Raw genomic sequence first — 26371 nt, forward strand, 5'->3', positions numbered from 1 at the left:
GCGGTGAAATTTTACCGCTGCAATCGTGAGGTAAGGCCGCAATAGGAGCAGCCGCTGCATTTCAAGGCGTGGTTCGATTGAGCGGCGGCATCATCGCCATGCGGCAGGTTCTCCTCACCGACATCGATCTCTATTGCGAACGCACCGGCCCTGGACTTTGGTCTGGGCCGGTCAATGCTTTGACGGCCTTGCCTTCATCGCGGCAGGACTGTGCGGTATGCTGGTCTGCTGTGCCGCGGCAGGGGAGTAGTGAGTCGGGGCGTCCTCTGCATCCCACTCACTACTCACTGTTTTCTAAGCCGCCAGATCGCGCAGCACGTACTGCAAGATGCCGCCGTTCTTGAAGTAGTCGAGCTCATCCAGCGTATCGATGCGGCAGATGATCGGCACGTTCTTCACCGTGCCGTCGCCATAGGTGATCTTGGCGGTCATCGTCTGGCGCGGCTTGATCGTGCTCAATCCGTCGATCTCGACCAACTCGTCGCCCTTGAGGTTGAGGGAAGCCCATGAGGTGCCTTCCTCGAAGACGAAGGGGATGACGCCCATGCCGACCAGGTTCGAACGATGGATGCGCTCGAAGGACTGGGCGATGACGGCGCGGACACCGAGCAGGTTGGTGCCCTTTGCCGCCCAGTCGCGCGACGAGCCGTTGCCGTATTCGACGCCGGCGAAGATGACCAGCGGCACGCCTTCCTTCTTGTACTGCATCGCCGCGTCGTAGATCGATTCCTCTTCCTTGCTGGGATAATGGATGGTGTAGCCGCCCTCGCGGCCGTTCTCGCCCAGCATGTGGTTGCGGATGCGGATGTTGGCGAAGGTGCCGCGCATCATCACCTCATGGTTGCCGCGCCGCGTGCCGTACTGGTTGAAGTCGGCGACGCCGACGCCATGGTCGGTGAGGTATTTGCCGGCCGGCGAGGCGGCCTTGATCGAACCCGCCGGCGAGATGTGGTCGGTGGTGATCTTGTCGCCGAACAGGCCGAGCACCCGGGCGCCCTTGATGTCGCCGATCTTGCCGAAACCCGTGGTCATGCCGGCGAAGTAGGGCGGGTTCTGCACATAGGTCGAATTGTTGTCCCAGGCATAGGTCTGGCCTTCCGGCGCCTTGACGTTCTGCCAGTACTCGTCGCCCTTGAAGACGTCGGCATATTTGCGGGCGAACAGCTCGCGGGTGACGTTCTTCTCGATGAACTCCTGGATCTCGGCCGAGCTCGGCCAGATATCCTTGAGATAGACCGGATTGCCGTTCCTGTCGTCGCCGAGCGGCTCCGTGGTCAGGTCCTTGGTCACGGTGCCGGCCAGCGCATGCGCCACGACCAGCGGCGGCGACGCCAGGTAGTTCGCCTGCACGTCGGGCGAGACGCGGCCTTCGAAGTTGCGGTTGCCGGAGAGCACCGCGGCGGCAATCAGGCCCTTGTCGTTGATGGTTTTTGAGATCGGAGCGGGCAGCGGGCCGGAATTGCCGATGCAGGTGGTGCAGCCGAAGCCGACCAGGTTGAAGCCGATCTGGTCGAGCTCCTTCTGCAGGCCCGACTTTTCCAGATATTCCGCCACCACCTGGCTGCCGGGGGCCAGCGAGGTCTTTACCCACGGCTTCTGCTTCAGGCCAAGGCGGTTGGCGTTGCGGGCAAGCAAGCCCGCGCCGATCAGCACTGATGGGTTCGAGGTGTTGGTGCAGGAGGTGATGGCGGCGATGACGACGTCGCCATGGCCGAGGTCATGGTCGGTGCCTTCGACCGCATAGCGCTTGGAGATTTCCGCCGCCTTCTTGTATTCGGTGTCCATCGCCTTGGCGAAGCCGGCCGGAATGCCTTCCAGCGCGACACGGCCCTCGGGGCGCTTGGGACCGGCCATCGACGGCACGACGCTGTCCAGCTCCAGTTCGAGCAGGTCGGTGAAGACCGGGTCGGCGGAGCCGGCCTCGCGCCACATGCCTTGCGCCTTGGAATAGGCCTCGACCAGGGCGATGCGGTCCTCGCTGCGGCCTGACATTGTGAGATAGCGGATGGTTTCGGAATCGACCGGGAAGAAACCGCAGGTGGCGCCGTATTCGGGCGCCATGTTGCCGATGGTGGCGCGGTCGGCCAGCGTCATGTTGGACAGGCCGGGGCCGAAGAACTCGACGAACTTGCCGACGACGCCCTTCTTGCGCAGCATCTGGGTGACGGTCAGCACGAGGTCGGTGGCGGTGACGCCCTCCTTGAGCTTGCCGGTGAGGCGGAAGCCGATGACTTCCGGCAGCAGCATGGAGACCGGCTGGCCTAGCATGGCCGCCTCGGCCTCGATGCCGCCGACGCCCCAGCCGAGCACGCCAAGGCCGTTGATCATGGTGGTGTGCGAATCGGTGCCGACGCAGGTGTCGGGATAGGCGGTGGTTTCGCCGTCCTCGGTGTTGGTCCACACCACCTGGCCGAGATATTCGAGATTGACCTGGTGGCAGATGCCGGTGCCGGGCGGCACGACGCGGAAGTTGCGGAACGCCTGCTGGCCCCATTTCAGGAACTTGTAGCGCTCTTCGTTGCGCTCATATTCGAGCTCGACATTGCGGGCGAAGGCCATCGGCGTGCCGAACTCGTCGACGATGACGGAATGGTCGATGACGAGGTCGACCGGCACCAGCGGGTTGATCTTCTGCGGATCGCCGCCAAGCGAGGCCATGGCGTCGCGCATGGCGGCGAGGTCGACCACGGCCGGGACGCCGGTGAAATCCTGCATCAGCACGCGGGCCGGGCGATAGGCGATCTCGACGCCTGCGGTGCCCTTGTCGGTCAGCCAGCCTGCCACCGCCTGGATGCTCTCCTTGGTGACGGAGCGGCCGTCCTCGTTGCGCAGCAGGTTTTCCAGCAGCACCTTCATCGAATAGGGCAGCTGGGCAATGCCGGTGAGGCCGTTCTTCTCAGCCTCGACGAGGTCGAAATAGACATACTCGGCGTCGCCCGCTTTCAGCGTGCGGCGGCAATTGAAACTGTCGAGGGATTTTGACACGTGCGATCCGTCCTTGTCTGTTCAGCCTGAAAGGGAACGGACGCCGATGGCATGCAATCACGCGCAAAGGTGCGGGTACGGCCATTTCCGCTGTCCGTTCCCAAGCAACCCGAGCCGTTCAAGGCGGCGCGTGCGCTGGTTCGGCGCTAATTCTGTTCCCGCGCCGACCGCTGGCACGGATGCCCCGCATATAGAGAATTTTCTGGAATAGTTCTAGACAGTTGCTGAGCAAATTTGTGCGATGCGGCAGCGCTCGCGAAACATTGATTTCAGGGCAGGCGAGGGATGCGGCTTATCGCCGAAAATCTGGGCGGCGAACGCGGCGGCGAGCCGGTTTTCTCCGGCATCGGCTTTGTGCTCGATCAGGGCCAGGCCCTGGTCGTCACCGGGCCGAACGGCTCGGGCAAATCGACCTTGCTCAGGGTCGTGGCCGGGCTGCTGCCGAAAACCGAAGGCCGTCTGCTGCTCGAGGGCGGCGGCGACGAGTTCCCCTCGATCGGCTCGGCCTGCCACTATCTCGGCCACCAGAACGCGATGAAGACGGCGCTGAGCGTGACCGAGAATTTGCGCTTCTGGCGGGAGTTCCATGGCGAAGGCCGGCTCGATGTGGAGGAGGCGCTGGAAACGGTCGGGCTCGGCGGCATCGGCCATTTGCCGTTCGGCTATCTCTCCACCGGGCAAAGACGCCGCGCGGCGATCGCGAAACTCTTGGTCAGCCATCGGCCGCTGTGGCTGCTCGATGAGCCGACGGCAGGGCTGGACAAGGCTTCGGAAGCGCGGTTTGCAGGGCTGGTGCGCCGGCATTGCGAGGAAGGCGGGATGATCGTGGCGGCGACGCATCTGCCGCTGGGATTGGAAGGGGCGAAAGAGTTGGCAATGGGGGAGGCCTTTTGATGACTGCACCCTACGGCGCCCCCCTTCTTCAACAGGGGACCACATCGTAATGTGGTCCCTCTTCCTGCGCGACATCCGCCTCTCTATCCGCGCCGGCGGCGGCGCGCTGACCGGCGTCATCTTCTTCCTCGCCGTCATCGCCACCATCCCTTTCGGCGTTGGGCCGGATCTCAAGCTGTTGGCCCGCATCGGTCCGGCGATCCTGTGGATCGGCGCGCTGCTTGCCTGCCTGCTCGGCCTCGACCGGCTGTTCCAGGCCGACCGCGAGGACGGTTCACTCGATCTGCTGGTGCTCGGCAACGACCGGCACATGCTGGCGCTGACGGTGCTGGTGAAGTGCGTTGCGCATTGGGCGGGCAGCGTCCTGCCGCTGGTGGTCGCGGCCCCCCTGCTCGGCCTGCTCATGAACATGGAACCGTTGGCCATAGGCGCCACGGCGCTGACGCTGCTGGTCGGCACGCCGGCCATCACCTTCATCGGCGCCGTGGGCGCCGCGGTGGCGGTGGCGCTGCCGCGTGGCGGTCTCTTGATCTCGGTGCTGGTGCTGCCGCTGACCATACCGGTGCTGATCTTCGGCGTTTCGGCGAGCTATGGCGCGACGGCCAATCCCGATCCGTTCCTGCAGCCCTTCCTCATTCTTGCCGCGCTGACGCTGTTTCTTGGCGTCCTGGGGCCGACCGCCGCGGCGCTGGCGCTGCGCCACGGCACCGATTGAGGCGCCAGAGGTCTGAAGGCTGCGGCGTGGCGGCCGATTGCGAAGCCGCCGGCGCGCGGCTAAGGGAAGACATGAGCGAACGAGGCGGAAAGACCCGGCTGGAACGAGACGCGGCGATGGAGCGGCGCGCATGAGCGCGCATGCGCTCTACGTCGCGGCGGCCTACGCGATCACCGCTGTGGCGCTGGCCGGGCTGATCGGCTGGATCCTCATCGACCAGCGGGCGCGCAAGCGCGAACTCGCCGAACTCGAGGCGGCCGGCGTGCGCCGCCGTTCCGACAAGGCAGCCAAGCCATGAGCACAGGGACGGAAACGCCGGCCCGTCGCCGCCTGTTCGTGTTTTTGCCGCTGCTGGTCTTCCTCGGACTGGCCGGACTGTTCCTGTCGCAGCTCTTGTCGGGACGCGATGTCTCGGAAGTGCCGTCGGCGCTCATCGGCCTCCCGGCGCCACAAACCAACTTGCCGCCCCTGGAGGGCAGCAATCTGCCCGGGCTCGATTCGAAAGCCTTCGCCGGCAAGGTCACGCTGGTCAACGTGTTTGCGTCCTGGTGCGCACCATGTCGGGAAGAGCACCCAGTGCTGCTGGCGCTGGCGCAGGACAAAAGGTTCGCGATGGCGGCGCTGAATTACAAGGACCGGCCGGAAAACGCCCGCCGCTTCCTCGGCGACCTTGGCAATCCGTTCCAGGCAATCGGCGTCGACGAAGCCGGCCGCACGGCGATCGACTGGGGCGTCTATGGCGTGCCGGAAACCTTCGTCATCGGCAAGGATGGCAAGATAGCCTACAAGCATGTCGGCCCGCTGACGCCGGAGTCCGCCAAGGAGCTTCTGCTGCCGCAGATCGACAAGGCGCTGACCAGGCCGAACTGAAGCGACGTCGCGATGGCTCCGCGCCACCTCAATTCGGCCCACCCGGCCGTGGCGGCGACAGCACATCCTCGGCCGAGAGCACCCGCGCTTCCGAGGGCAGCATGATGGGGATGCCGTCGCGCACCGGATAAGCGAGCTTGGCGACCCGCGAGACCAGCTCGCCGCGCTCGGGGTCCCAGGCCAGCGGCCCCTTGGTCAGCGGGCAGGCCAGGAGTTCCAGCAGCTTCGGGTCAACATTCGTCTTCTTTCCGTCGCGCCCATCCGCCATTGGGTCCTCTTCCGGTTTCACGCCCAGCCTGTCAGCCAGGATGCAGGATCTGTCGAGATCGGTCGGGCCGTCATTTGCGGGCCGGCTGGATATCGACGCATTCCTACTGCAGGCTCGAGCCAAAATCCTCATTCTCCCGCGCCAGCGTCATCTCGGTGATGGCGATCAGCGTTTCGGCCCTGGTTTTCAGGTCCGCGGCCTCGAGCAATGCCTGCTTCTCGGCCGGTCCATAGGGCGCCATCATCGACAGCGCGTTGACCAGCATGGCGTTTTCGGCGCGGCTGACGCTTTCCCAGTCGGCTTCCAGATCATTGGCCTGCAGATAGGCGCGAAAGGCTCTGAGCAGCGCCGGCCGGTCGATTTCATCAGCCGCCTGCTCCTCGTCCAGATCGGCGAGGAAGGGCGCCGGCTTCGCCTGGCGGAACGGCGTCTTGACCGTCAGCTCGTGGGCGACGCGGAACCGGCACACGCCTTGCAGCGAGATCAGGTAGCGGCCGTCGCCGGTCTCGGAAAAGGCGATGATGCGACCGATGCAGCCGACGTTGCAAAGCTCCGGCTCGCCATCCTCGCGCAATGCGCCATTGAGGCCGGGCTGGATGACGCCGACGAGCCGCGAGCCGGCGACGGCCTCGTCCACCATCTGCAGGTAGCGCGGCTCGAAGATGTTGAGCGGCATGCGGCCGCCCGGCAGCAGCAGCGCGCCTTCGAGCGGAAAGAGCGGGATCGTCGATGGCAGATCCTTGGCGAGCCGGTAATGCGCGTTTCCCGCTTGCACCTCGTTCCTCCGATCGCTTCCCTTGCGAAGCGTCAATCCTGCCTTGTCCTATCTGGCGCACAGGCCTGGCGCCACAAGCCCTTGCGACAAAACAACCGTAACCGGCTCAGGAAAACAGCAATGCCGACAATTTGCGGCGCGCGGCAAGCGTCGCCTCGTCGGTCATGCCCCAGGCCTCGAACAGCTGCAGCAACTGCGTCCTGGCGCCATCCTCGTTCCAGCTCCGGTCGGCCTTGATGATGGCCAGCAGATTGTCGGCGGCCGCCGTGCGATCGCCCATGGCGTTCTGGATCATGGCCAGGTCGAAACGCGCCTGATGGTCCTTGGGATTTTCCGCGAGCCGCCGCTCGAACTCGGCCGGATTGCCCAGCGCCGCCGCCTGCGCGGCCAGCGCGATCTTGGCGCGCAGGGCAGCCAGCGGCGGTGCGTCCTTCTTGGCCTCCGGCGCCGTTGCCAGGAGCGCCTCGGCACCCTCGGTGTCGCCGGCCTCGAACAGCAGGTCGCCCAGTCCGCCAATCGCCTCGACCGTTTCCGGCGCCTGCGCCAGGATGGCATCGTAGATGTCGGCCGCGGTCTGCATGTCGCCGGCGTCGCGCGCCTCCGCCGCTGCGGCCAGGGCCTCGGCCACCGGCGGCGCGCCATTGCCCTTGCCGCCGACCTTGGTGATGAATTCGTTGATCTGGCTCTCGGGAATGGCGCCCATGAAGCCGTCGACCGGCTGGCCGTCCTTGAAGGCGATGACCGCCGGAATCGACTGGATGCCGAGCTGGCCGGCGATCGAGGGATGGTCGTCGATGTTCATCTTGACCAGCTTGACCCTGCCGCCGGCGGCCTTGACCGCCTTTTCCAGCTGCGGGGTGAGCTGCTTGCAAGGTCCGCACCAGGGCGCCCAGAAATCGACCAGCACCGGCTGGCGGCGCGATTCCTGGATGACGTCGGCGGCAAAGGCCGCGGTCGTCGTGTCCTTGATGACATCGCCGGTGGTGGGGCCGGCGGTGGGGCCGGCAGCTGGGGGCGCGGACGTCTCGCCGAATCCGGCTTTGGGCTCGGTTCCGCCATACTGCACCGTGGTGGCATACTGGCCGCCCTTGTTTCCGAATGATCCGCCAAACGGATTGTTGTCGCTCATCTCGTCACCCTTTCGGTCGCGCGGCCGGCCCGTGGCCCGGCGCCCTGTCTCAATTGGAAATCGGCTTTGCCACCCATGTGGCGATCATGCCGAGACTTTCAAGATAGCAGCATCATGCCCGGTTGCCTCGACGAATCTGATGAGATCGGCGGCCGCAATCGATGTCGTCGCCTCGTTGGTCAGGGGATGCGCATTGATGACGGAATGGTCCATCAGATCCTTGTCGAGCACCAGTTTGACCCGGTTTTCCCTGTCGTTGACGATGCCGAACACCGTGACCGCCCCCGGCGTGACCCCCAGAAGCTCCATCAGCATTTCCGGCTTGCCGAACGAAACCCGGCTGGCGGCGCCGATCAGCTGATGTATCTGCTTGAGATCGACGACCGCGTCCTCGCCGACGGTGACCAGGAAGAAATTGTCCTTCTTGTCCTTCAGGAACAGGTTCTTGGTGTGCCCGCCGGCGATTTCGCCGCGCAGCGCCTGCGAATCGGCAACCGTATAGAGCGGCGGGTGGCGTATCGTCGAAACCGCGATGCCGAGTTCGGCAAGAAAGGCCATCAGGTCAGCTTCGGTCTTCGGCATGGGTCTCTTCTTCGTTGGTTTCTCGGCCTTGCCGTTTACGGCCAATGAGGCGGCCGACACAAGACCGCCGCGCCAGCGGCGATGAAATCGGCGCGTCGCGGGCGGTTTGCCGGCATCGCTCGGAAGGTTGCAAAAAGCCTGCTATTTCCCTGTTGCAATCGCCGCGGTCTTCAGCCATATAGGCCCGGCTTGCGGCCAAGACGCCGTGTGAGCGGGTGTAGCTCAGGGGTAGAGCACAACCTTGCCAAGGTTGGGGTCGAGCGTTCGAATCGCTTCACCCGCTCCAGTTTCCTCCAGGGAATCAAGCATCGAAAAGCCGCGGTTCGCCGCGGCTTTTTCGTTTCTGGCGGATTGAACCTCGACCGCCTAAGAGCCGGACGTCACTTATGGGACTGCTGGAAGCCGGCAACGTCGTACTGAGATACGCTCTTCGGGTTCTTGGAGTTCTGCGGCTGGGTGCCTGCGTAATGTGTTCCCGCATTTCCGTCCGGGTTGAAGGCCGAACCCGGCGCGGTGCTGGCATTGCCAGGCGTAACACTTCCTGTCTGAGCGGTGCCGATCGTTTGATCGGGTTGACCTTTCGTCCCCGTTACCGAGTGGACGTTGGCTGCCGAGGCCAGGCCGGCGGAGGTCATCAGCAAGCCCAGCACCACGGGGATAAGGTGATGTTTCATCATTGTTCTCCCAAAATCGGTTTGATTTCAGGGCGCTCGCGGTCTCGGGAGCACCCGGGACGCCGTTCATCCCGAGCATCACGAATCTGTGATGCCGGGCGCTGCCGGCGTGGCCTGTCGCACAGGCGCCCTCCGTTGGGTGCACGGGAAATTCCTGCGCCGCTCGACTGGGCTACTGACCCATCCCGAACTTGTATGTGACGCGGGCCATGACGGCATCCACTTTGGCGTCGGTCCGATACGTCTCTGGGTTCGCTCCGATTGTGCCATCAGCGTCAGTGTTTGGTACCCGCGCTGTCGCCAGCGGCATCCGCGCCTGGTTGCTTTCGTCCGGCGGTCAGCCGGCCGGACTCGAACTCCTCGACCGCCTTGTCCCAGCAGGCCTTCTCACGATCGGGCATCAAGCCTTCCCGTTCCCAGAGTTCGCGGGCCCGCTTGCTGATATGCGCGACACGTTCTTCCTGGCTGATCACCATGGCCGTCTTCCTTCCCTGAGGAAGCAACCGGACAACGCCTGAAATGTTCCAATTTGGATGTCGTCGCCCTCGGCAGGTCGGGCAATGCCGTCAGGCACTCTTCGCGGTCTCCGCCTTGCGAAGCGACGCCTGGTGCACCAGCGAGGTCCAGCTGTTGGTCGAGGCGAGGTGGCAATAGAGCAGGCCGAGCGCGCCGGACTTTCTGAGGTCGAGGAAGGCCTCGTCGCTCAATTTGTTGAAGGCCGCTTCGTCGATCACCTGGAAGTCGGTGAGGTTGAGCACTTCGCCGCCTTCCAGCGTCACCTTGCTCTGGCGCGGCGAAAACAGACCGTGCGCGTCGATCTTGTCGACCATCTCGCGGGTGGCCCTGAAATCGATCTGGAACTGGTTGCAGAAAGCGAGCGCCTGCCTGGTCGCCTCGGTCGGTTCGTTGCCGCCGAAGAACGGCAGCACCTTGTCGTCGCGGAAGGGCGCCATCAGCTGGTCGACGACACGGTCGCTCGCACGGTCGACGCACAGCGTCAGCCGGCCGGCCGAGGTCGGATCCTCGGCCAGGATGAAAGGGTAGCGGCGGACATAGGCCGGGATGTAGTGCGGCGCGTTCCACTTGCCGTCGGCATCGACGAACAGGTTCTCGTCCTGGCGAACGCCGGTGATGATGACGGGCGCCTTGGCGGCGCCGATGAAGACGATCGGATAGGAGCGCATCGCCGCCGGCATCTCCGACGCCACCACCGGGATGGCGTGCGCCGAGCGCGCGAAGGAAAAGTCGCTGCGCGCGGTCAACCCCAGCGAGCCGTGCCGCGCCGGATTGAGCGCCTCCGGCCTGGAGTAGAAAAGCGGCATCGCATCGGCCCCTGCTGTCGCCGCCGTCCCTGTTTTCGCACCTTCAGCCATCGTCGGTCCTTTTTCTCCGGCAAGCCGATCAGGCCGGCCAATCCGCGTCCGGCGCCGGGTTCGTATCGAAACAATCCCATGCCGAAACAAAGTACTACAGTGTCACCGGCGCTCATAAAAGGACGCGTTGCTGTATTTTGGGGTTTGCGGCGACGAAATGTCTTGCGCGCCAGCGCTCCGTGCCGATGCGCCAATTCCGAGGAAAAGTGGTCGACGGTTTTCCTGGGAATTTTGGTCGGAAAAAGAGCCCTGGACAGCCCGCGGCGAAGCGGCGACAGTGCCGCGCAAACGGCTTCGAGGCGACAAAAATGGCGGCGGCGGCGGATTTCGAACAGGCGATCGGACAGGCGTTCATCATCGAGACCGGAGCGGGACGGATCTCGCTCGAACTGAGCGCCGTCAACCGCATCGCGGCCAGCCCCCGCCCGGGCGGTGGTTTTTCATTGCTGTTCAGGGGGGCGCGTGAGATCGCGCTGCCGCAGGCGACCTACAGCCTTGCCGGCGCCGGCGGCGTCCACGACATCTTCATCGTACCGGTAGCCGCCGACGCGACTGGCCGGACCTACGAGGCGGTGTTCAACTGATTTTCGGCGGTCCGGCCGGTGAGAGCGACGGCCAGATCACGGGCGGTTCGGAGGCGCGGCTCGACACATGATCGACCATATCGAAATCGCCGACATGTTTGACGAAGCAGCATGCAGCGCGCTGTGCGCGGAAATCCGCGAGGCCGGCGGTCGTCCGGCCGGCCTGCTGGGGCGTACTGACCAGAAACCGGCGTGGCCGGAAGTGCGCAGGACCAGGCGCGCCGAGGTCTCGGAAGCGACCGAAGCACGGGTGAACGGTGTCTTGGCGCAGCAGAGGCCCGTCCTGGAACGGCATTTCGGGCTCGCGCTAGGCACTTGGGAAAGGCCCCAGTTCCTTCACTATCGCGAAGGCGATTTCTTCGTGCCGCACCAGGATGGCAACACGCCGCTCATCCACGACGAGTCCCGGTTCAGGAAGATTTCGGCAGTGCTCTTCCTGAACCGTCAATCGGACGATCCTTCGCCGGCAAACTATGCCGGCGGCTCGCTGGTTCTGCACGGCCCGTACAGCGGCCCGCACCTGCGGGTTGCCATGCCGGCGCTGCCGGGCACTCTGGTCGCCTTTCGTTCGGAAACGACGCACGAAGTCACCCCGGTGACGAGCGGCGAACGTTTCACCATCGTATCCTGGTATCGCGGCGCGTAATGATGCGTGCGGCCTTCATGAGGGCGGACGCTCCATCAGGTCATAGATGCCCTTGTCCTCGACGACAGCGAAGCCAAGGCGCAGATAAAGCCGGCGCGCCGGATTGTTTTTTTCAACGTGGATCGACACCGGCTTGCCGACGGTACTTGCCTCGTCGATAAGATCGCCGAGCAGTGCCGCGCCGAAACCCTTGCCGCGATGCGCCGGCAGGAAGGCGACGTCGATGATGCGATGCTGGCTCGGCCAACGCTCGATATAGAGGCGTCCGATGTCCTGGGCGGCCTGCACGATCACCAGCCAGTCGGCCTCGGGATAATGCTCGTGATAATGCGCGTGCTGCGCCCGGAACTGCATGTCGAGGAACGCCGCCTTCTGTGCGTCTGTCCAGAACGTGACGGCAAGTTCCTCGGCGCGGATCGAGGCGTAGAGCCGCGACAGGAACGGCAGATCGGCGTCCGTGGCCGGGCGAAACATCAGCCCGAAACCAGCTGCCCGAACCCAGCTGGTCGACACCGCTTTAGCCTTCTGCAAACCGGTCATCGAAAGATCAGGGGCGCGCTGGGAAAATTCCTTGCAACGCAATGCAGAAAGTCAATGTAAGATAGGGCATTCGGTTGTTGTGCGGCAGACCGCCACCGGCAGGAGCCAGCATGTTGTTTGCCATCGGTACGATGTTGGCGGTCGTGTTCTTGTAGGCGTTGGCATTGCTCGATCTGGCGATGGCCCGCGTCGGCGTCGGAATCTGGAGTTCAGCGGGGTCGGTTACGGCGCGAATGTTGTGAGCGTGGTTCGGCATTTCCGATTCGAGCAAAGTAACGGTATCCGAGCCGCCGAACTGCCCGAGGTCGTAGAGACTTAGTCCTAAACCCTGGCCGGGCTGCACGGGTGCATTGCCCTGCATGTTCGGCAAGGCAAAGGTCGATGTGCCGTTGCCGCCATAGGTAGTGCCCAGCAGCGAGAACAGAGCCGTGTTCTGCGATATCGGCATGATCTGGCCGTCGCAGGTAGCCCAGCCCGTGGGCGCGAAGTTGAACGGGAAGATTCGGATTTCTGCGACGAATTGGTCCGACATGGCCTGTCCTATGTTTGGCTCGGAAAAACGCCGAACAGCGAAATGATGAAATTGATACAAAGATAGGGCTGCAGGTTGCTGTGAGGCTGACTGTCGCCTACCGGGCTTACGACGAGGTTGGACAGGTTCGCCGTGGGCGTATCCTCGACGTAGAGCTTGCCTGTCGAGGATTGAGCCACGACATTGTTCGCGGGGCTTGTCTGGTTGGAAATGCTGCTCGTTGCCAGCATCGCGTGGTTGTGGGCCGCTATTTGTTGAACGGTTAGCTGCACCGTCTCAACCCCGCCGGTTTGCCCAATGACAAAACCACTTCCCCGATGGACCGGCACGCGGCTGGCCAGATTCGGCAGATTGAATGTCTCCTGACCGTCGCCGCCATAGGTGGTGCCGATCAACTGGAACAGGGTCTCGTTTTCGGAGATGGGCAGCGTTTGGCCCTGGCAGAACATCCATCCATTGGGAGGGAAGTTTCCCGCGAACATGCGAACCTCGCCAACGTAAGCTGTCATGGCTGCGTCCTTCAATTCCGGGAGGGAAAGATGCCTACCAGGGCGATGCAAAAATTCAACGCTAGGTAAGGCTGCATATTTTCATGCGGCTGACTGCCGCCAATCGTGGTGACGCTGCTCGGTATCAGCGTGGTCAGGTTCGACGTCGCGGGTGCATAGAGTTGCGCGGGCGAGGCTGCAAGCACATTGCTGGTTGCAACGAAAAGATCGCCGGAATCCGATGTCGCGCTGGCGGTGTGAAAATGCTGAGGAATCTCGGATATTGTCAGCGTATGCGCCGGCTCGCCGCCCTTCTCACCCAGGAAATGACCTTCGCCGCCAGTGTGTGTCGGCACGCGGCCGCGCAAATCGGGCAACGCAAACGTCGTTTGCCCGTTGCCGCCATAGGTCGTGCCCAACAGCGAGAACAGCGCCTGGTTTTGGTTGATTGGCATGAACTGCCCATCACAAGTTGCCCAACCCTTGGGGGGGAAGTCGAAAGACATCAACTTGATTTCCGAGAGATACGGCTCAGCCATATACGTCCCCCAATGGTCAATTTGTAGTAAAACGTTAGTAGATACGCCATATTACGATATGGTTAGCCGATCCGAATGCATCAATCAACTATCGTCCCCTAATTCCGCAAGGAATTTATTCTGCTGCGGCACTGCGAGCTCCCTCAGGGAGTAGGCGGCTCCGGAACCGCAACGATGGTCCCGAAGCCGGTGTTGCTGTGGTCGGCGGTGACAGTTGCGGCGCCGCCGCCAATATGGCTGTTGAGACTGGCGAGATAGGCTTGGACCGCTGCGTCATCGGTGGCGTTGCCGCCATAGCCTTCGATCTTATCAATCACATTGAACCGCTGCCGTACGCGAATATCGCTGACGCCGGCCGATGGATCAGTGCTCAGAGTATTTCCACGAATATCAAAATTGAGCGTGCCGTTGTCCGGCGTGCCGGGCGCACCAGCCTGGCTCGAGGTTTTCCCGCCGTTGACGCGGATCGCCTCAAGCGCGGCGGCGGTCGTCGTGCTGACCGTATTGTTGGTGACGGTGGCGTTCAGGGTGGCGTTGCCGTCGCCGTTCGAAATCAAGATGCCGTAGTTCGCAACATGGGAGACATTGTTGCCATTGAGCTTGACGGTCACGGTGTTGCTGCCGGTCGCGGTGCCGTTGACGTCGATACTGATGCCGGGCCCGGTGCCGGAGTCGGCGTTGTTGATGATGTTATTGTCGATGTTGCCGGTGAACAACCCGCGAGCCACCAGCACTGCGGCACCGCCTCGATTGACATTGATCTGCGACCCGGCACCGCCGCCGAACAGGCTGGCGTAGTTCGCCGTGGTGAAGGTCGCGTTCAACACGTTGAAGCTATAGGTGCCGGCGCCGTTCTGGTCCAAATTCGTACCGACAAAATTATCGGTGAAAGTGCCGCCGCTGTTGGCAACGCCGGCCTGGCCGACATCGAAATCGATATTGCCCGAGCCGTTGTTAATGACCTGGATGCCGTTGGCCAAATTGCGCAGGAACGACGAGGTCGTGACCAACCCGGTGATGCTGGCGGTGTTGTCGGCTTGCAGCAGCAGGCCGTCATTGCCCGGCGCCCCGACTGAGGTGTCGCGGAAGGTCGAACCTGAAACGGTGATATTGACCGAGCCGCTGTTGTTGAAGACGTTGAAATTATCCTCAAGGCCGTTCGCGATCACCGAATTGGTGATGTTGACGGTGCCGGTAAGGCCGTTATGGCCGCTATCGGCGGCACGAAAACTGATCGAGCCCTCGTCGAATGCGGCGCTGTTACCGTTTGTGCCGGAGATTGCGTTCACCGTGCTGTTGGTGAGCGTGAAGCCGTTCACTTCGAACCCTCGGATACCATAGTTCTGGAAATCGTTCAGCTGCATGTTGGCAAGCTGAACGCCTGCGGTGTTATTCAGATAAATGCCGACACCAGTCGTCGTGCTGCCATCCGCGCCGGTCTTATGCTGGATTGTGCCACCGCTGCCTGCCGTCGCGCCAAGGCCCGTCACATGAAGACCACCGCTCGATCCCGTGGTGTCGAGAATGATACCCGTGGCCGTGCTGTCGACGGCGGAACCGGACGAAATGCTCTGGAACGTCAGGTTGCCCGAGCCGATCGCGGTGTTGACGACGTTGAGCGCCGTGCCGGAACCCGAATTGATCGTGCTGCCAATGCCCGTGGCACTGATCGTGCCGCCGCCGGTTGCGTTGAAGCCGGTGGTGCCGCTGCTCGACGTGTTGATGGTCAGCGTGTTGGCGAAATTGATATTGGTGCCGTTGGTGCCGCCATTGCTGACCAGGTTGATGCCGTGGCTCGAGCCGCTCGACGACACTGTTCCGTCGAATGAGATCGTGCTGGCGCCGCCGGCGGTGCCGGTGTGGTTCTGGACGTCGATCGCGGTGGCGTTGGCGGTGTGCGTGATGGAGCCATTGTAGTCGATATTGGCCGAGCCGCCGCTGACGTCGAACGCCGTGCCCGAAGCGCCTGTCAACGAGCCCGTGCCCAGGTTCACCGTGCCGGTGACATTGGTCAGCGCGACGTTATTAGGGCCCCCGCCGGAAGTGGTCGAGGTGAAATTGATGCCGGCGGCGATGCCGTTGAGGTTGATCGCCTGGGCGGCCGTCGTGCTGATCGAGCCGGTGGTGACATTGACCGTGCCGCCATTGGTCGCGGTGAAGGCGGTGTTGGTGCCGCTGCCCGTGGCGATGGCGAGGCTGGCGAAGCTGACGGTCGAGGCCAGGCCGCCATTGTCGATCGATACAGGGGTGCCGCCGTTGGCGGTGAGATTGACCGCGCCGGTGAAGCTGACCGTGTTTATTCCGGTCGCGCCGGAGATGGCGATGCCGCTGGCCCCGGTGCTCGTCCCGATCGTGCCGGCAAAGCCGAAGCTGCCGCCGGTGCGGTTGGTGATGCGAATAGCGGTGCCGACGATGCTGGAGACCGAGCTCGTGCTGTCGAAGCTGATGGCCGCGTTGCCGCCGGCGACGGACAGGCCGCCGCCGCCCGACGTGACGACTTTGGTGGCGGTGACCGTTCCGGAGGCAGCACCAAATTTGATGGCGGTGCCGGCCGCGCCCGTGGAGAAGAGCGAAAGATTGGTCAGCGTCGTCGTGCCGGTGGCGCCGGCGCCGAAGTCGATATCGGTGGCGGTGACGTTCTTGATCGTCATGTTGCGGATCGTGGCGTTCGCCGTTGCGCCGCTGATGCCGATCGCGGCATTGGCGCCTGTGCCGTCGCTACCGTTGATGGTAAAGCCGTCGATGATGTTGCCGCCGCTGCCCAGCGTGATGATGCTGCTGCCATCCGCGCTTGTCAGCGTCGCCGCGCCGCCGGACGTCTGATCGACGATCGAGACGTTATTGCTGGCCAGCTGGATCGTCGACGGCACGGTCAGCGCCAGGTTGATGGCGCCGGCACCGAAGCCGCGCACCTGCTCGCCGGCCTGCAGCAGCAGCGTGTTGTCGCCTCCCGCCGCTGTGATGACGCCATTGTTGACGAGAACGAGGATGTCGTTTGGCCCGGCCTGGAACTCCGCTGCGGCCAACGTCATTAGATTGCTCTGGTCCTTGCCAAGGCCATCGCCGGTCGCGGTGGCGCCGACGAAATAGATCTTGCCGATACCGAAGCCGAGGCCGGGGCTCGCCTGGAAGTTCACGTCCTGGACATTGTAGGTGCCGGCAGCCGGCGCGCTGGAGGCGTCGATGCCGACATTGGCGCTGATGGTCGAGCTCTGGTCGGTCGATTCGCCGTCGCCATAGACAAAGGCAAGATTCGTCGCGCTGTTCAGGAATATGCCGGTATTGACGCCGGCGATGCTCGAACTGTTGCCCGCGATCACGGCGTCGCCGAGCCGCACCGTCGAGCCGCCGGTCGAGCCGCGCAGGTCGACGCCGATCGAGGAGCCCGCGCCCACGGCCGCATTGGTGACGCTGAAATCGTTGGCGGTGATCGCCGCGTTGATGATCGCGCCATTCAGGTCGAAGGCAGCGGCCGAGCTGCTGTTCAGGCCGATGCCCAGATCCGTGAAAGACAGGGCCGCGCCAAGCGTGCCGGACACATCGACGCCGCGCGAGGTTATGCCCTGCAGGTCGACCGCGCCAAGCGCGATGGCGCCGCCGGAGACGTTGTTCAGCGCGATGCCGGTAGCGGCGCCATTGGCCGAGACGCTGGAGAAATTCACGCCGCCAGCACCAACGGTCGTACCGCTGAGATCGAGTGCGGTTCCTGACCCGGTCGTGATCGTGTTGCCCGAGCCGGCGACACTGATCGTACCGCCCGTCGCGGCTATGCCGGCACCGCTCGTTGTGTCGATGTTGGCGAGGCCGGTGACGTTGAGCGTGCCGCTGGCCCAGCCGATGCCGCCGCCGGTCGTGTTGTTGACCGTTACCGCGTTGAAGTTGAACGTGCCGGTATTGGTATTGATGGCGCTGATGCCGGCGCCCGACGTGCCGGTGATGCTGGTAGCGCCGGTGACGGCGAAGGTGCCGGCAACACCGTCGAAGATGATGCCGCTGGCGCCGCCGGTGGCGGTGACGCTGCCGAGCGTCATGTGGACCGTCAGCGGGTCGAGATTGATGGCCGTGCCGTTCGTGGTGTCGACCGAGCCGCCCGAATTGGTTAGCGTGAAAGTCGTTTCCTTGACACCATCATTGTTCGCGTCATTGTCGACCAGCAGGCCGGTGCCGCTGTCGTTGGCGATGTTCAGCGCACCATAATCGAGTTCGCCCGACACCTGGGTCAGCGAAATGCCGTTTCCGTTGACACGGTTGGCCGCGGTGCCGATGGTCGAATTGGCGCCGCTGACCGGATCGATGGCACCACCGGGAGTCCCGTCGAACGTCGCGGTGTTGATGACGATGCCGGACCCCGACCCCGCGCCGCCTTCGACGGTCAGGCCGTCGAAGCGGGTGATCGTGGTGGTGCCGCCGGTGCCGTCGATCGACAGCGCCGCCGCGCCCGTGCCCGATTTCAAAATCAGGTTGGACAGCGCCAGATTGGTCACGGCGTTCGACGTGATCGACACGCCGGATGCGCCGGTGCCGCCGCGTATCGTGCTGTCGAGCAGGGTCAAGCCGGCAATGTTGGTGCCGACGATGCCGGCGCCGCCGCCGTCATTGCCGATCACCACGCCGCTGATGCCGTTGGTGCCGCCCAGCGTTACCGTCGCCGCGGCAGCCGTTGTCGTCAGCGTCACCGCGCCGTTGCCGGTGGGATCGGTCAACGTCGTGCCGCCGGCGGTGACGGTGGTGAAATGGAAGGCACTCGGCGCGCCGCCGGCGGTGAAGCCGAGCGTTGCCAGGTCGACGGTGCTGCTGTCGCGGAAGCCGACCAGGGCCTGGCCGTCGTCAAGCAGGAGCGTCGTGCCGGAGGTTATGGTGCCGCCATTGTTGACCAGCACGATAACCTGGGCCGAGGAAGCAAGCGCGCCGGCGATCGTGCCCGGATGCGCGCGCGTGCCGTCGTCGGTGCCGTCAACGGTGTTGTCGACATAGTAGTAGGAGATCGAGCCGGAAAGGTTTGACGTATCGCCGGAGAAATTGACGTCGTTGAAATTGTAGTGGCCCGATGTTGGCAAGGTATCGGTGGCGTGAATGACTTGGCCGCCGCCGAAGGTCGCGATCGACGACGCCGCCGGACCCGCTCCGTCGCCGAAGACCAGCCCGGCATTGGTGGCGCTGGAGAACTGGACGCCCAGCGCGACATTCTTGATGGTCGAGAACTGGTCGCCGGGGTTGTCGGTTGTGTCGGTGTTGCCGAGCTGGATCGTGCCGGTGCCGGTCGTGCCGGCCATGTCGATGCCGATCGTGCCGGCGAAGCTGCCGCCGTCGACGTCGAAATCGCCGGCCGTGATGGTGCTGGCGCCGAGCGCGGCGCCGTTGAGGTCGAGGCCGATCGCGTCCGCCGCGCCGAGCCCGATGTTGAGGCTGGTGAAATTCAGCGTCGAGCCGAGCGTGCCGGAGATATCGACGCCATGCGAGGTGATGCCCAGCAAATTCGCGGCGCCGAGGCTGACGGTGCCGCCGGAAACATTGTTCAGCGCAATGCCGGTCGCCGCGCCGTTGACCGAGACGCTGTCGAAAGTCACGCCATCCGGGCCGACCGTCGCGCCGTCCAGGTCGAGCGCGGTGCCCGTCGTCGTGGTGATGGTGTTGCCGGTGCCGCTGACGCTGACCGTGCCCGGGCCGGTGGTGCTGGCGGTGAAGCCGGCGCCGCTCGAGGTGGTGATCTTGAGGTTGCCACCGGTGAAGGCGAGCGTGCCCGTGCCTTCGCCCGGGCCGATGCTGGGGGCCTTGACGATGGCGCCGTTGGCGCCGCTGCTGGTGTTGAAGATCTTGGACGTGCCGGAGAAGGTGGCCGTTCCCTTGGACGATCCGTCAAACAGCACGCCAATGCCCTTGCCGGCATGATTGATCGTGCTTGAAATGTTGTAGGCGCCGTTGGCGTTGCCGGTGAAGGTGAAGGCCGCCGTCCCCGCCGCCGCCGCGTCCGTGGTCGAAACGACCGAACCGCTCATGTTCAACTCGGTCCAGTCGCCGCCGGCGGCTTGCAGCACCGTGCCCGTATCGACCTTGATCGAACCGTTGTAGTTGAGCGTCGCATTAACAAGGTCGTTGCCGCCGGAGAGAGCTATGGCCGACCCGGTGGTGCTTGTCGTCGCGCCGATGCTGGCGACGCCGCCGTTGCCGCCGACATTGACGGTCCCGGTCTGGAGGACGGCAAACGCAATGCCGACCTCGCTGCCGTCGATGGTCAGGGTGGATCCGGCGACATTGGCGATGTTTATGGTGCCGACCTGGCCGCTGATCTCGAACCCTTCATGGCTGGTGTCGAGATCGTTCGTGCCGGTGAAATTGACCACGCCGGGGCCGGACAGGCCGGACAGCGAGGCGCCGATATAGCCGGTATCCTTCAGCCCGCCGATGTTGACATTGCCCGCCAGGTTCATGCCTGACAGGAACACGCCGGCGCCGCCGCCCAAGGCGCTCGTGGATACCGCCGAGATGCTGTCGAAGGTGACACCGCCGACGCCGGCATCGGCGCCGACCGCCAGGAGACCGTTGCCGCCGGAATTGATCTTGTTGCCGCTGCCGGTGACGGTGAAGGTCGAGGAGCCGAAGTCCCCGATGGCTATGAAGCCCGCGCCTGTTGTCGTCGTTATGTCGAGGCCGCCATTGGTGAAGTTGATGGCGGAGTTCGTGTTGGGGGTCGGCGTGCCCGAAGGCCAACCGCCGGGGAGGCCGAGATTGACACCATCGGCGGCGCCCGAGCTGATCTGCTTGGTCGTACCCGAGAAGGTGATGGTGATGGAATCGTTGCCGGCAACGAAAATGTTGCCGCCGGCCGCCGCATTGCTGTCGGTCAAATTGCCCGACAGCGCCACCGAGCCACCGGTCATGCTCTGGATCGAGACGGCGGCGCCGCTGCCGTCGGTGGCGATCGTGCCGCCATAGGAGATATCAGCAGTGCCGCCGCTGGCGGCGGTCGCCGAGCCGACATTGAACGACGTGCCCGCACCGGTGTTGGTCAGCGTGCCGGTGCCGAAAGCGGCCGTGCCGGCCAGGTTCTGCAGGTCGATGCCGTTGCCGGCGCTGAACGTCGCGCTGGTGGACGTGAAATGAATGTCGGCCGTGATGCTGTCGAGCGACGCCGCTTGCGCGCCCGTGGCATTGATCGTTCCCGCGTCGACCGTGATCGTGCCGCCGCCGGTGGCGGTGAAGGCCGTCGCTCCATTTGTGGAAACGTCCAGATCGGCGAAGGTGATTCCCGCGCCGCTGTTGTTGGTCAGCGATACGCCATTGCCGCCGATGGTCGCCTTGTCGGTGAAATCGACAAGGCCGCCGGTGCGGTTGACGATCGAGACGCCGCCGCCGGTCAGCGTGCCGGCCGGCCCGCCATTGGGCAGGTTGCCGCGCGTGAGCGTGATGTTGCCGTCGCCGCCATCGGCGTCGAGCAGCGTCCCGGCGACGTTGATGTTGTTGTCGATGATCGAGACGTTGCTGGTGAGGCCGTCGACCTTGAACGCCGTCTGGCCAACGGCGACATTGCTAACCGTGACGCCCTGGATCGTGATGCCGCCGGTGTTGTCGAAGCCGGCCGCACCCTGGTCGATCAGGAAGACCGAGCCGCTGGCGCCAGTGAAGTCGAAGGCGGTGTTGCGCACCTGATTGCTGCCGAGCAGATGCATGGCGTCCGCGGTGCCGGTGACGACGCCCTCGTCGCCGGTAACGTTGCCGCCGGTGGCGCCGAGATTGCCCTGCACGTTCACCTGCTGGAAGGTGCCGGACACGGCGATGACGTTGCTGTTGCCGAAGCCGGTGATCGACTGGCCGGAATCGAGTGTGAACGGCGTTGCGCTGAGATCGACGGTGCCGACGAAGGCGAAGGTCTGCGTGCCGGTCATGAGATCGGCGTCGGCAAGCGAAATCGTGGTCACCGACTGGCTGAGGCCGTACGTGCCGACGGCGATGACGCCGCCCGATTGCGAGACCATCGTCACCGCGCCGACCGCCGAGGGCAGATTGGCGCTGCCGGTGAAGAACACGTCGTCGAAATCATAATTGCCGAGCGTCGGGTCGAGCCCGACCGTGTTGACGGTGTAGCCGCCGGGCGCGGCGCTGATCGAGGATTGCAGCCCGTCGGATGAAGTGCCGTCGCCGAAGGTGAAATTGGCGTTGGCCGAAGTCAGCGTGCTGAGGCCGGACGACAAATCGACGCCGATATGGACGTCGCTGATGCTTGAGCCGCGCAGGAAGGTGATGGTCTTGTTGCCCGTCGTCGATGACAGGTCGATGCCGCGCGAGGTGGCCTCGCCGGTGCCGGTGATGGTGGTCACGCCGAAATCGGCCGTCGTCGACGAGCCGCTGAAGTCGATTGCCGTCTGGTTGGCGCCGGCGCCCATCGTCACACTGGTGGTGCCGAAGCTGACATCGGCGTTGGTGCTGCCGAAGTTGATGCCGGCGGTGTTGGCCGCCGAGCCCAGCGTCACATTGGTGGTGCCGAAAGTCACCGAACCGGAATTGCCTGAAATGTCGATGCCATTGCCGGTTGCACCCGACACGGTGACCGCGCCGAAGGTGGCGCTGCCGGCGACATTGGAGACCGACAGGCCGTTGCCGACCGCGTTGGTGATCGAAATTGGGGACGTGGCGTTGAAGGTCGCGGCCGCGCCCAAGCCTGCGATGATCGCGCCACCGCCGCCGCTGGCGGTCAGCGCCGAGTCGGTGAAGCTGATCGTGCCACCCGTCGGCGCGGTGGTCGAGCCGATGGCGAACAGGTTGCCCGCGCCGGTTGAGGTGACCGGACCAGTGAAGGCGACCGAGCCGCCGGTGATGCCGTCGACCCTGACGGCCGTGCCGGGCGCTGTCGCCGAGCTGTTGATGGTCGCGCCGATCGTGATCGCCGCGCTGCCGCCGGAGACGACGACGCCATCGCCCGTGCCGGAATTGGTGATGGTGCCGCCAATGTCGATCGTGCCGGTGTTGTTGGTCAGGCTGACATCGGCGCCGGCGATATTCGTCGTTACGAGGTTGCTGACGCCGACGGTCGCGGCGCTGTTCTGAACCAGGAAGCCGGAGCCTCCACCCACCACGGTGTCGACCTTGGTCGTGCCCTGGAAGGTGTATCTGCCGCTGGCGACATTGTCGAGACTGATGGCGACGCCGCTGATGCGATACAGGTCGACGCCACCGAAGTTGACGTTGCCGCCGCTGGTGTTGGAAATGGCGATGCCGGTCGAAACGCCGCCGCCCGAGCCATCCACGGTGACGCTGGAGAAGTTCACTCCGGCCAGGCCGATCGTCATGCCGGCGATCTGGATGCCCTTCTCGTCCGGCCCCAGGCCGGTCGCCACGGTATTGCTTGCCCCGTACACCGTCAGATTGCCGCCATTGACGGCGCTGAAGGCAAAGCCGCCATCGGCTGTCAGATCGAGACCGCCGACGAAAGCAATCGCGCCGCTGGCATTGCCGGTCAGGTCGATGGCGTTGGCCGCGCCGGTGCTGGCGGTGATCTTGCCGCCGAACCTGGCGAAGCCGCCGTTCATGGCGTTGATCTTGACCGCGCTCGCGGCAGCGGTCTGGTTGATCGTGCCGTTATAGATGAGATTCGGCGTCGAGGAATCGATGTTGAACGCCACGCCTGTCGTGCCGGCGATCGAGCTCGCCGCGTCAAAGGTCAGGGTCCCGGTGGTGCCGCCGGTGATGCTGACGCCCGCGCCGGCGCTGGCGATATCGAAATTGGTGAACGTGCCGGTACCGCTGAAATTGTCGAGCGACAGGCCTGTCGCGACATTGCTGACCGTAACGCCCTGCACCGCCAGGCCGGCAACACCCGTCCCGTTGATCGCCGCGCCGCTGCTGCCCGAAATGTTGAAATCCAGCAGCGAGTTGCCGTTGCCCAGCGTGACGACGTCGCCGGCGCCCGAATTGGTCAGCGTCGCCGCCCCGGTGCCGGGATCCGAAACGACCTGGTCGTGCTGGATGTTGGTCCCGGTGACGTTGATCGGCACGCCGCCGAGCGAGAAGGAGCGGCCATTGCCGAAGGACGCCAGCGTCTGGTCGTCGCTGAGCGAGAAGCCGCCCGACGCATTGATCGGCGTGTTGCCGGCGTCGTTGACCAGCACGAAGATCGCGTTGGCGTCGGTAATGCCGTCGGCGGTGCCGATCGACGCCAGGTCCGCAAGCGAGGAGCCGTCGCCGGCACCCGAGGCTGCCGCGCCGACGAAGATCACGTTCTGGAGGTCGAACAGCTGCGGGCCGCTGAACGTCGTCGAGCCGAAGGCATAGAGGCCGAGCGTCTGGTTCAGCCCACGCGCGTCGAGCGAGGCGGTGACGCCCGCGATCGAGCCGCCGCCGAAGCTGAATTGGGCATTGGCCGAGTGGGCCAGCGAGCCGGCGATGCCCAGGCGCACGCCCGTGTCGACGCCCGAAATGGTGCCGCCATTGGTGATAATGATCGAAGCGCCGCCGGTGGTGTCGGCGAGATCGATGCCGATCGAGCCGGCGCCCGATCCGCTGATGTTGGCCGAGAGCGCCGTGAAGGTCGTCTGGCTGCCGGAGAAGTCGAGGCCGGCATGGCCGAGACCGAGCCCGGAGATGACGATGTTGCCGGCCACAACCGCCGCGTTGACGCCGCTGAACGACATGCCGTCGCCGCCCGGCGCCGTGATGTTGATGTCGCCGAAGCGGATCGTTGCCGGCGAATCGGAAATGGCGATCGCCGGTCCCGTCGTGTTGGAGATCGTGGTGGCGCCGTTGACCGTGAAGCTGCCCGAGACATGGTCGAGCACCACGCCCGATGTGCCGCCGGTCTGCGAGATTGAATCCAACACCACATGCGCGGTGATCGGGTCGATGAAGATGCCGGCGCCGTCGTCGCCCAGCGCCGTGTTGCCCGACACCTGGCCGCCGGTGGTGGTGAAGCTGCCGCCGACGGCGGTGCCCTTCACCGTTATGCCGGCATCCTGGTTGTCCTGAGCATTGAGGATGGCGAAGCTGTAGGTGCCCTTGCCCGTAATATCGAGGCCGTCGTCCTGGTTGCCCGACAGCAGCGTCGTGCCGGTGAAATTGTAGGTGCCGTCGCCTTCGATGTGCAGGCCGTCGAGGCCGTTGCCGGTGGCGGTGAAATTGGACGCGCTGACATTGGTCGAATTGCCGGTGAAGTCGGCGCCATTGCCGCCGGTGCCCGTTACCGTGACCTTGGTCAGCGTCGTGCCGGTGACGTTGTTGCCGAAAATGCCGTCGCCGCCGCCGGTGATGGTGATGCCGTTCAGCGTGTTGCCATTGCCCAGCGTGATGACGGGGTTGGCGACATTGGTGCCCTGGATCGTGCCGTCGCTGCCGCCGAGGTTGAAGGTGGCGGTGCCGCCGCCGAAAAGCTTCGCGGTGACGCTTTCGCCGCCGCCGATGACCGTCTGGCCGGCGGCCAGCGTCACGCCCGCGGTGGTCAGGTTGCCATTGCCGCCGAGCGCCACGACGAAGCCGCCGTTGCCGGCCTTGGTGACGGCATCGTCCAATGTCGTCGGGTCGGCCTGCGTGCCGGCGCCGGCCAGGCCGCCATCGGCGAAATAGAACTTTCCGAACGCGGCATTGGTGGCGGCGTTGATGGCGACGCGGGTCGTCGTGCCGCCGGTCTTGTCCTGGCTCTGGATGCGGACGCCGATATCGCCGCGCACCCGCTCGTTGACGCGCTTGCGCAGGCCTTCGCTGACCGGATAGACCGGATCCGCCCCGATGGCCGCGGTGCTGTCCGAGCCGCCGCCGGGATTGAACGGGATATTCAGCCGCACGCTGCCGGCGAACTGGGTGTCGTCGCGATTGTCGTTGCGCACCTCGCCGGTGAAGGTCAGCGACGTTCCGGTGCCGAAGACATCGCCGATCTCATATTCGATGCCAGCCTTGGCGCCGGTGACGCTGCCATCATCACCGTGCGGATCCTCGAAATGATAGCCGCCAATGTCCAGCCGCAGCGAATGCCTGTCGGGCAGGTCGAACGGCACCTTCGCCCCAACCTCGCCCTCGATGCCCCAGGCCGCGTAGTCGCGATGGTCGAGCACCGAGATCTGCTCGATCAGCTGGTTGGAGACCATCGACAGGGTCGAGCTGGTCGAGTGGTCGGTCGAGTCGCCCTTGATCGGCATGAAGACGTTCACATGCGCGTCGAAATTCGGCGTGATCGCCTCGACGCCCAGCGTGCCCCCGGTGAACTGGGTGCCGCCGTAACTCTCGGCATTGAAATAGGCATAGCCGCCGAGCATCAGGTCCGGGTTGACGATGCGGCGGATGCCGAGGCCGATATCCTGGCCGAAGGCGTCCTTGAAATCGTGCTTGGCCCGCACATCCAGGAACAGCACCGATTCGGCGGTCTGCTTGATCGGGATGAAGCCTTCGAGCGCGGCGTTGCCGCCATTGTTGTCGGCGCCGATGATGGCCCGGACCTGCGGCTGCCAGAGCCCGGCATCGTCGCCATAGGCGGCCACGCCCGAGAGCGCCAGCGCCAGCGACGTAAGCGCCGTCGTCTTCCAGAGCTGCCTTGCAATGCTCGAACGGCGATAACCGGCGCGCATGTGGAACCCCTCCCCACGCGCCGCCATCTCACCAACTTGCCGAGACTTCTCGGTAGTTCCCATCCCTGGCGAGTCCTTCTGGGACTACACGTCCCGCGTGCCGATGTTTAATGGAAATCTATTGTATAGCGAGTCCCCAATGATCAAACTGCTGTTGTGGCCCACCAAAGTGCCTCTCTGTGGCAATATGGACACAGTAGATTTGCCGGCTTGCTTCGGTGGATTCCTGGCT

General features: G+C 64.5%; 19 protein-coding genes and 1 tRNA gene. 7 read left to right on the plus strand and 13 right to left on the minus strand.

The annotated features are described in order from the left end of the window. Positions 1-294 precede the first annotated feature (294 nt). Complete coding sequence (gene acnA, locus LB516_RS11010; RefSeq protein ID WP_224719528.1) at positions 295-2985, minus strand: aconitate hydratase AcnA; 2691 nt, start codon at positions 2983-2985, stop codon at positions 295-297. 285 nt (positions 2986-3270) lie between these two features. On the opposite strand from acnA, the gene ccmA reads away from it, so the two are divergent. The 4 genes from ccmA (at position 3271) to LB516_RS11030 (ending at position 5464) form a co-directional block, all read left to right on the plus strand. After that, on the plus strand, positions 3271-3879 hold the full coding sequence (gene ccmA / locus LB516_RS11015; protein WP_140660402.1) for a heme ABC exporter ATP-binding protein CcmA: 609 nt from the start codon (positions 3271-3273) through the stop codon (positions 3877-3879). A gap of 49 nt (positions 3880-3928) precedes the next feature. Beyond that, positions 3929-4594 carry a heme exporter protein CcmB gene (gene ccmB, locus LB516_RS11020; RefSeq protein ID WP_224719529.1) on the plus strand — a complete coding sequence of 222 codons (666 nt, stop codon included), beginning with the start codon at positions 3929-3931 and terminating at the stop codon, positions 4592-4594. 130 nt (positions 4595-4724) lie between these two features. Further along, positions 4725-4892, plus strand: a complete 168-nt coding sequence (gene ccmD, locus LB516_RS11025; RefSeq protein WP_023774434.1) for a heme exporter protein CcmD — start codon at positions 4725-4727, stop codon at positions 4890-4892. Beyond that, entirely contained in the window at positions 4889-5464 is a 576-nt protein-coding gene (locus LB516_RS11030) for a DsbE family thiol:disulfide interchange protein (protein ID WP_224719530.1), read from the plus strand. The genes ccmD and LB516_RS11030 overlap by 4 nt, the downstream gene beginning before the upstream one ends. A gap of 28 nt (positions 5465-5492) precedes the next feature. Here LB516_RS11030 and LB516_RS11035 read toward each other — a convergent pair whose 3' ends face one another. From LB516_RS11035 to LB516_RS11050, 4 genes are all read right to left on the minus strand, one after another. Continuing rightward, positions 5493-5732: a Trm112 family protein gene (locus LB516_RS11035; RefSeq protein WP_140618229.1), complete on the minus strand. Its 240-nt coding sequence runs from the start codon at positions 5730-5732 to the stop codon at positions 5493-5495. Between the two features lie 103 nt (positions 5733-5835). Then, positions 5836-6507 carry an LON peptidase substrate-binding domain-containing protein gene (locus LB516_RS11040; protein WP_015314920.1) on the minus strand — a complete coding sequence of 224 codons (672 nt, stop codon included), beginning with the start codon at positions 6505-6507 and terminating at the stop codon, positions 5836-5838. A gap of 106 nt (positions 6508-6613) precedes the next feature. Then, positions 6614-7636 (minus strand): thioredoxin, encoded by a 1023-nt coding sequence (gene trxA, locus LB516_RS11045; RefSeq protein WP_224682781.1) that lies wholly within the window; start codon positions 7634-7636, stop codon positions 6614-6616. Positions 7637-7720: 84 nt separating this feature from the next. Further along, the gene (locus LB516_RS11050) at positions 7721-8218 is read right to left on the minus strand and encodes a prolyl-tRNA synthetase associated domain-containing protein (protein ID WP_015314918.1); all 498 of its coding nucleotides are present in this window, start codon (positions 8216-8218) and stop codon (positions 7721-7723) included. A gap of 211 nt (positions 8219-8429) precedes the next feature. Between LB516_RS11050 and LB516_RS11055 the strand changes: the two genes are divergently transcribed. After that, positions 8430-8504 (plus strand) — tRNA-Gly (locus LB516_RS11055). 94 nt (positions 8505-8598) lie between these two features. On the opposite strand, the gene LB516_RS11060 is transcribed toward LB516_RS11055, so the two are convergent. The 3 genes from LB516_RS11060 to LB516_RS11070 all read right to left on the minus strand — a co-directional run bounded on the left by LB516_RS11060 (position 8599) and on the right by LB516_RS11070 (position 10265). After that, the gene (locus LB516_RS11060; RefSeq protein ID WP_140822921.1) at positions 8599-8892 is read right to left on the minus strand and encodes an adenylate cyclase; all 294 of its coding nucleotides are present in this window, start codon (positions 8890-8892) and stop codon (positions 8599-8601) included. Positions 8893-9167: 275 nt separating this feature from the next. After that, on the minus strand, positions 9168-9368 hold the full coding sequence (locus LB516_RS11065; protein WP_140618224.1) for a DUF2934 domain-containing protein: 201 nt from the start codon (positions 9366-9368) through the stop codon (positions 9168-9170). A gap of 90 nt (positions 9369-9458) precedes the next feature. Continuing rightward, positions 9459-10265, minus strand: a complete 807-nt coding sequence (locus tag LB516_RS11070; RefSeq protein WP_224529785.1) for a SapC family protein — start codon at positions 10263-10265, stop codon at positions 9459-9461. A 308-nt stretch (positions 10266-10573) separates the two neighbouring features. Between LB516_RS11070 and LB516_RS11075 the strand changes: the two genes are divergently transcribed. After that, positions 10574-10849 (plus strand): DUF6916 family protein, encoded by a 276-nt coding sequence (locus tag LB516_RS11075; RefSeq protein WP_224719531.1) that lies wholly within the window; start codon positions 10574-10576, stop codon positions 10847-10849. Positions 10850-10916: 67 nt separating this feature from the next. Next, positions 10917-11495 (plus strand): 2OG-Fe(II) oxygenase, encoded by a 579-nt coding sequence (locus tag LB516_RS11080; protein WP_224719532.1) that lies wholly within the window; start codon positions 10917-10919, stop codon positions 11493-11495. 15 nt (positions 11496-11510) lie between these two features. Here LB516_RS11080 and LB516_RS11085 read toward each other — a convergent pair whose 3' ends face one another. From LB516_RS11085 to LB516_RS11105, 5 genes are all read right to left on the minus strand, one after another. Further along, positions 11511-12035: a GNAT family N-acetyltransferase gene (locus tag LB516_RS11085; RefSeq protein ID WP_224719533.1), complete on the minus strand. Its 525-nt coding sequence runs from the start codon at positions 12033-12035 to the stop codon at positions 11511-11513. A gap of 7 nt (positions 12036-12042) precedes the next feature. Continuing rightward, positions 12043-12567 (minus strand): phage tail protein, encoded by a 525-nt coding sequence (locus LB516_RS11090; RefSeq protein WP_224719534.1) that lies wholly within the window; start codon positions 12565-12567, stop codon positions 12043-12045. A gap of 8 nt (positions 12568-12575) precedes the next feature. After that, on the minus strand, positions 12576-13076 hold the full coding sequence (locus LB516_RS11095) for a phage tail protein (protein ID WP_224719535.1): 501 nt from the start codon (positions 13074-13076) through the stop codon (positions 12576-12578). An 11-nt stretch (positions 13077-13087) separates the two neighbouring features. After that, complete coding sequence (locus LB516_RS11100; protein ID WP_224719536.1) at positions 13088-13594, minus strand: phage tail protein; 507 nt, start codon at positions 13592-13594, stop codon at positions 13088-13090. A gap of 143 nt (positions 13595-13737) precedes the next feature. Beyond that, positions 13738-26139 (minus strand): hypothetical protein, encoded by a 12402-nt coding sequence (locus LB516_RS11105; RefSeq protein ID WP_224719537.1) that lies wholly within the window; start codon positions 26137-26139, stop codon positions 13738-13740. Between the last annotated feature and the right edge of the window lie 232 nt (positions 26140-26371).

The sequence above is a fragment of the Mesorhizobium sp. CO1-1-7 genome, from assembly GCF_020164885.1.
In the GTDB taxonomy this organism is placed as follows: Bacteria; Pseudomonadota; Alphaproteobacteria; order Rhizobiales; family Rhizobiaceae; genus Mesorhizobium; species Mesorhizobium australicum.

Bases quoted from the DNA above. Each gene is read 5' to 3' on its own strand.
- ccmA (WP_140660402.1), top strand. From the start codon at position 3,271: ATGCGGCTTATCGCCGAAAATCTGGGCGGCGAACGCGGCGGCGAGCCG.
- ccmB (WP_224719529.1), top strand. From the start codon at position 3,929: ATGTGGTCCCTCTTCCTGCGCGACATCCGCCTCTCTATCCGCGCCGGC.
- ccmD (WP_023774434.1), top strand. From the start codon at position 4,725: ATGAGCGCGCATGCGCTCTACGTCGCGGCGGCCTACGCGATCACCGCT.
- LB516_RS11030 (WP_224719530.1), top strand. From the start codon at position 4,889: ATGAGCACAGGGACGGAAACGCCGGCCCGTCGCCGCCTGTTCGTGTTT.
- LB516_RS11035 (WP_140618229.1), bottom strand. From the start codon at position 5,732: ATGGCGGATGGGCGCGACGGAAAGAAGACGAATGTTGACCCGAAGCTG.
- trxA (WP_224682781.1), bottom strand. From the start codon at position 7,636: ATGAGCGACAACAATCCGTTTGGCGGATCATTCGGAAACAAGGGCGGC.
- LB516_RS11050 (WP_015314918.1), bottom strand. From the start codon at position 8,218: ATGCCGAAGACCGAAGCTGACCTGATGGCCTTTCTTGCCGAACTCGGC.
- LB516_RS11060 (WP_140822921.1), bottom strand. From the start codon at position 8,892: ATGAAACATCACCTTATCCCCGTGGTGCTGGGCTTGCTGATGACCTCC.
- LB516_RS11065 (WP_140618224.1), bottom strand. From the start codon at position 9,368: ATGGTGATCAGCCAGGAAGAACGTGTCGCGCATATCAGCAAGCGGGCC.
- LB516_RS11070 (WP_224529785.1), bottom strand. From the start codon at position 10,265: ATGGCTGAAGGTGCGAAAACAGGGACGGCGGCGACAGCAGGGGCCGAT.
- LB516_RS11075 (WP_224719531.1), top strand. From the start codon at position 10,574: ATGGCGGCGGCGGCGGATTTCGAACAGGCGATCGGACAGGCGTTCATC.
- LB516_RS11080 (WP_224719532.1), top strand. From the start codon at position 10,917: ATGATCGACCATATCGAAATCGCCGACATGTTTGACGAAGCAGCATGC.
- LB516_RS11085 (WP_224719533.1), bottom strand. From the start codon at position 12,035: ATGACCGGTTTGCAGAAGGCTAAAGCGGTGTCGACCAGCTGGGTTCGG.
- LB516_RS11090 (WP_224719534.1), bottom strand. From the start codon at position 12,567: ATGTCGGACCAATTCGTCGCAGAAATCCGAATCTTCCCGTTCAACTTC.
- LB516_RS11095 (WP_224719535.1), bottom strand. From the start codon at position 13,076: ATGACAGCTTACGTTGGCGAGGTTCGCATGTTCGCGGGAAACTTCCCT.
- LB516_RS11100 (WP_224719536.1), bottom strand. From the start codon at position 13,594: ATGGCTGAGCCGTATCTCTCGGAAATCAAGTTGATGTCTTTCGACTTC.
- LB516_RS11105 (WP_224719537.1), bottom strand. From the start codon at position 26,139: ATGCGCGCCGGTTATCGCCGTTCGAGCATTGCAAGGCAGCTCTGGAAG.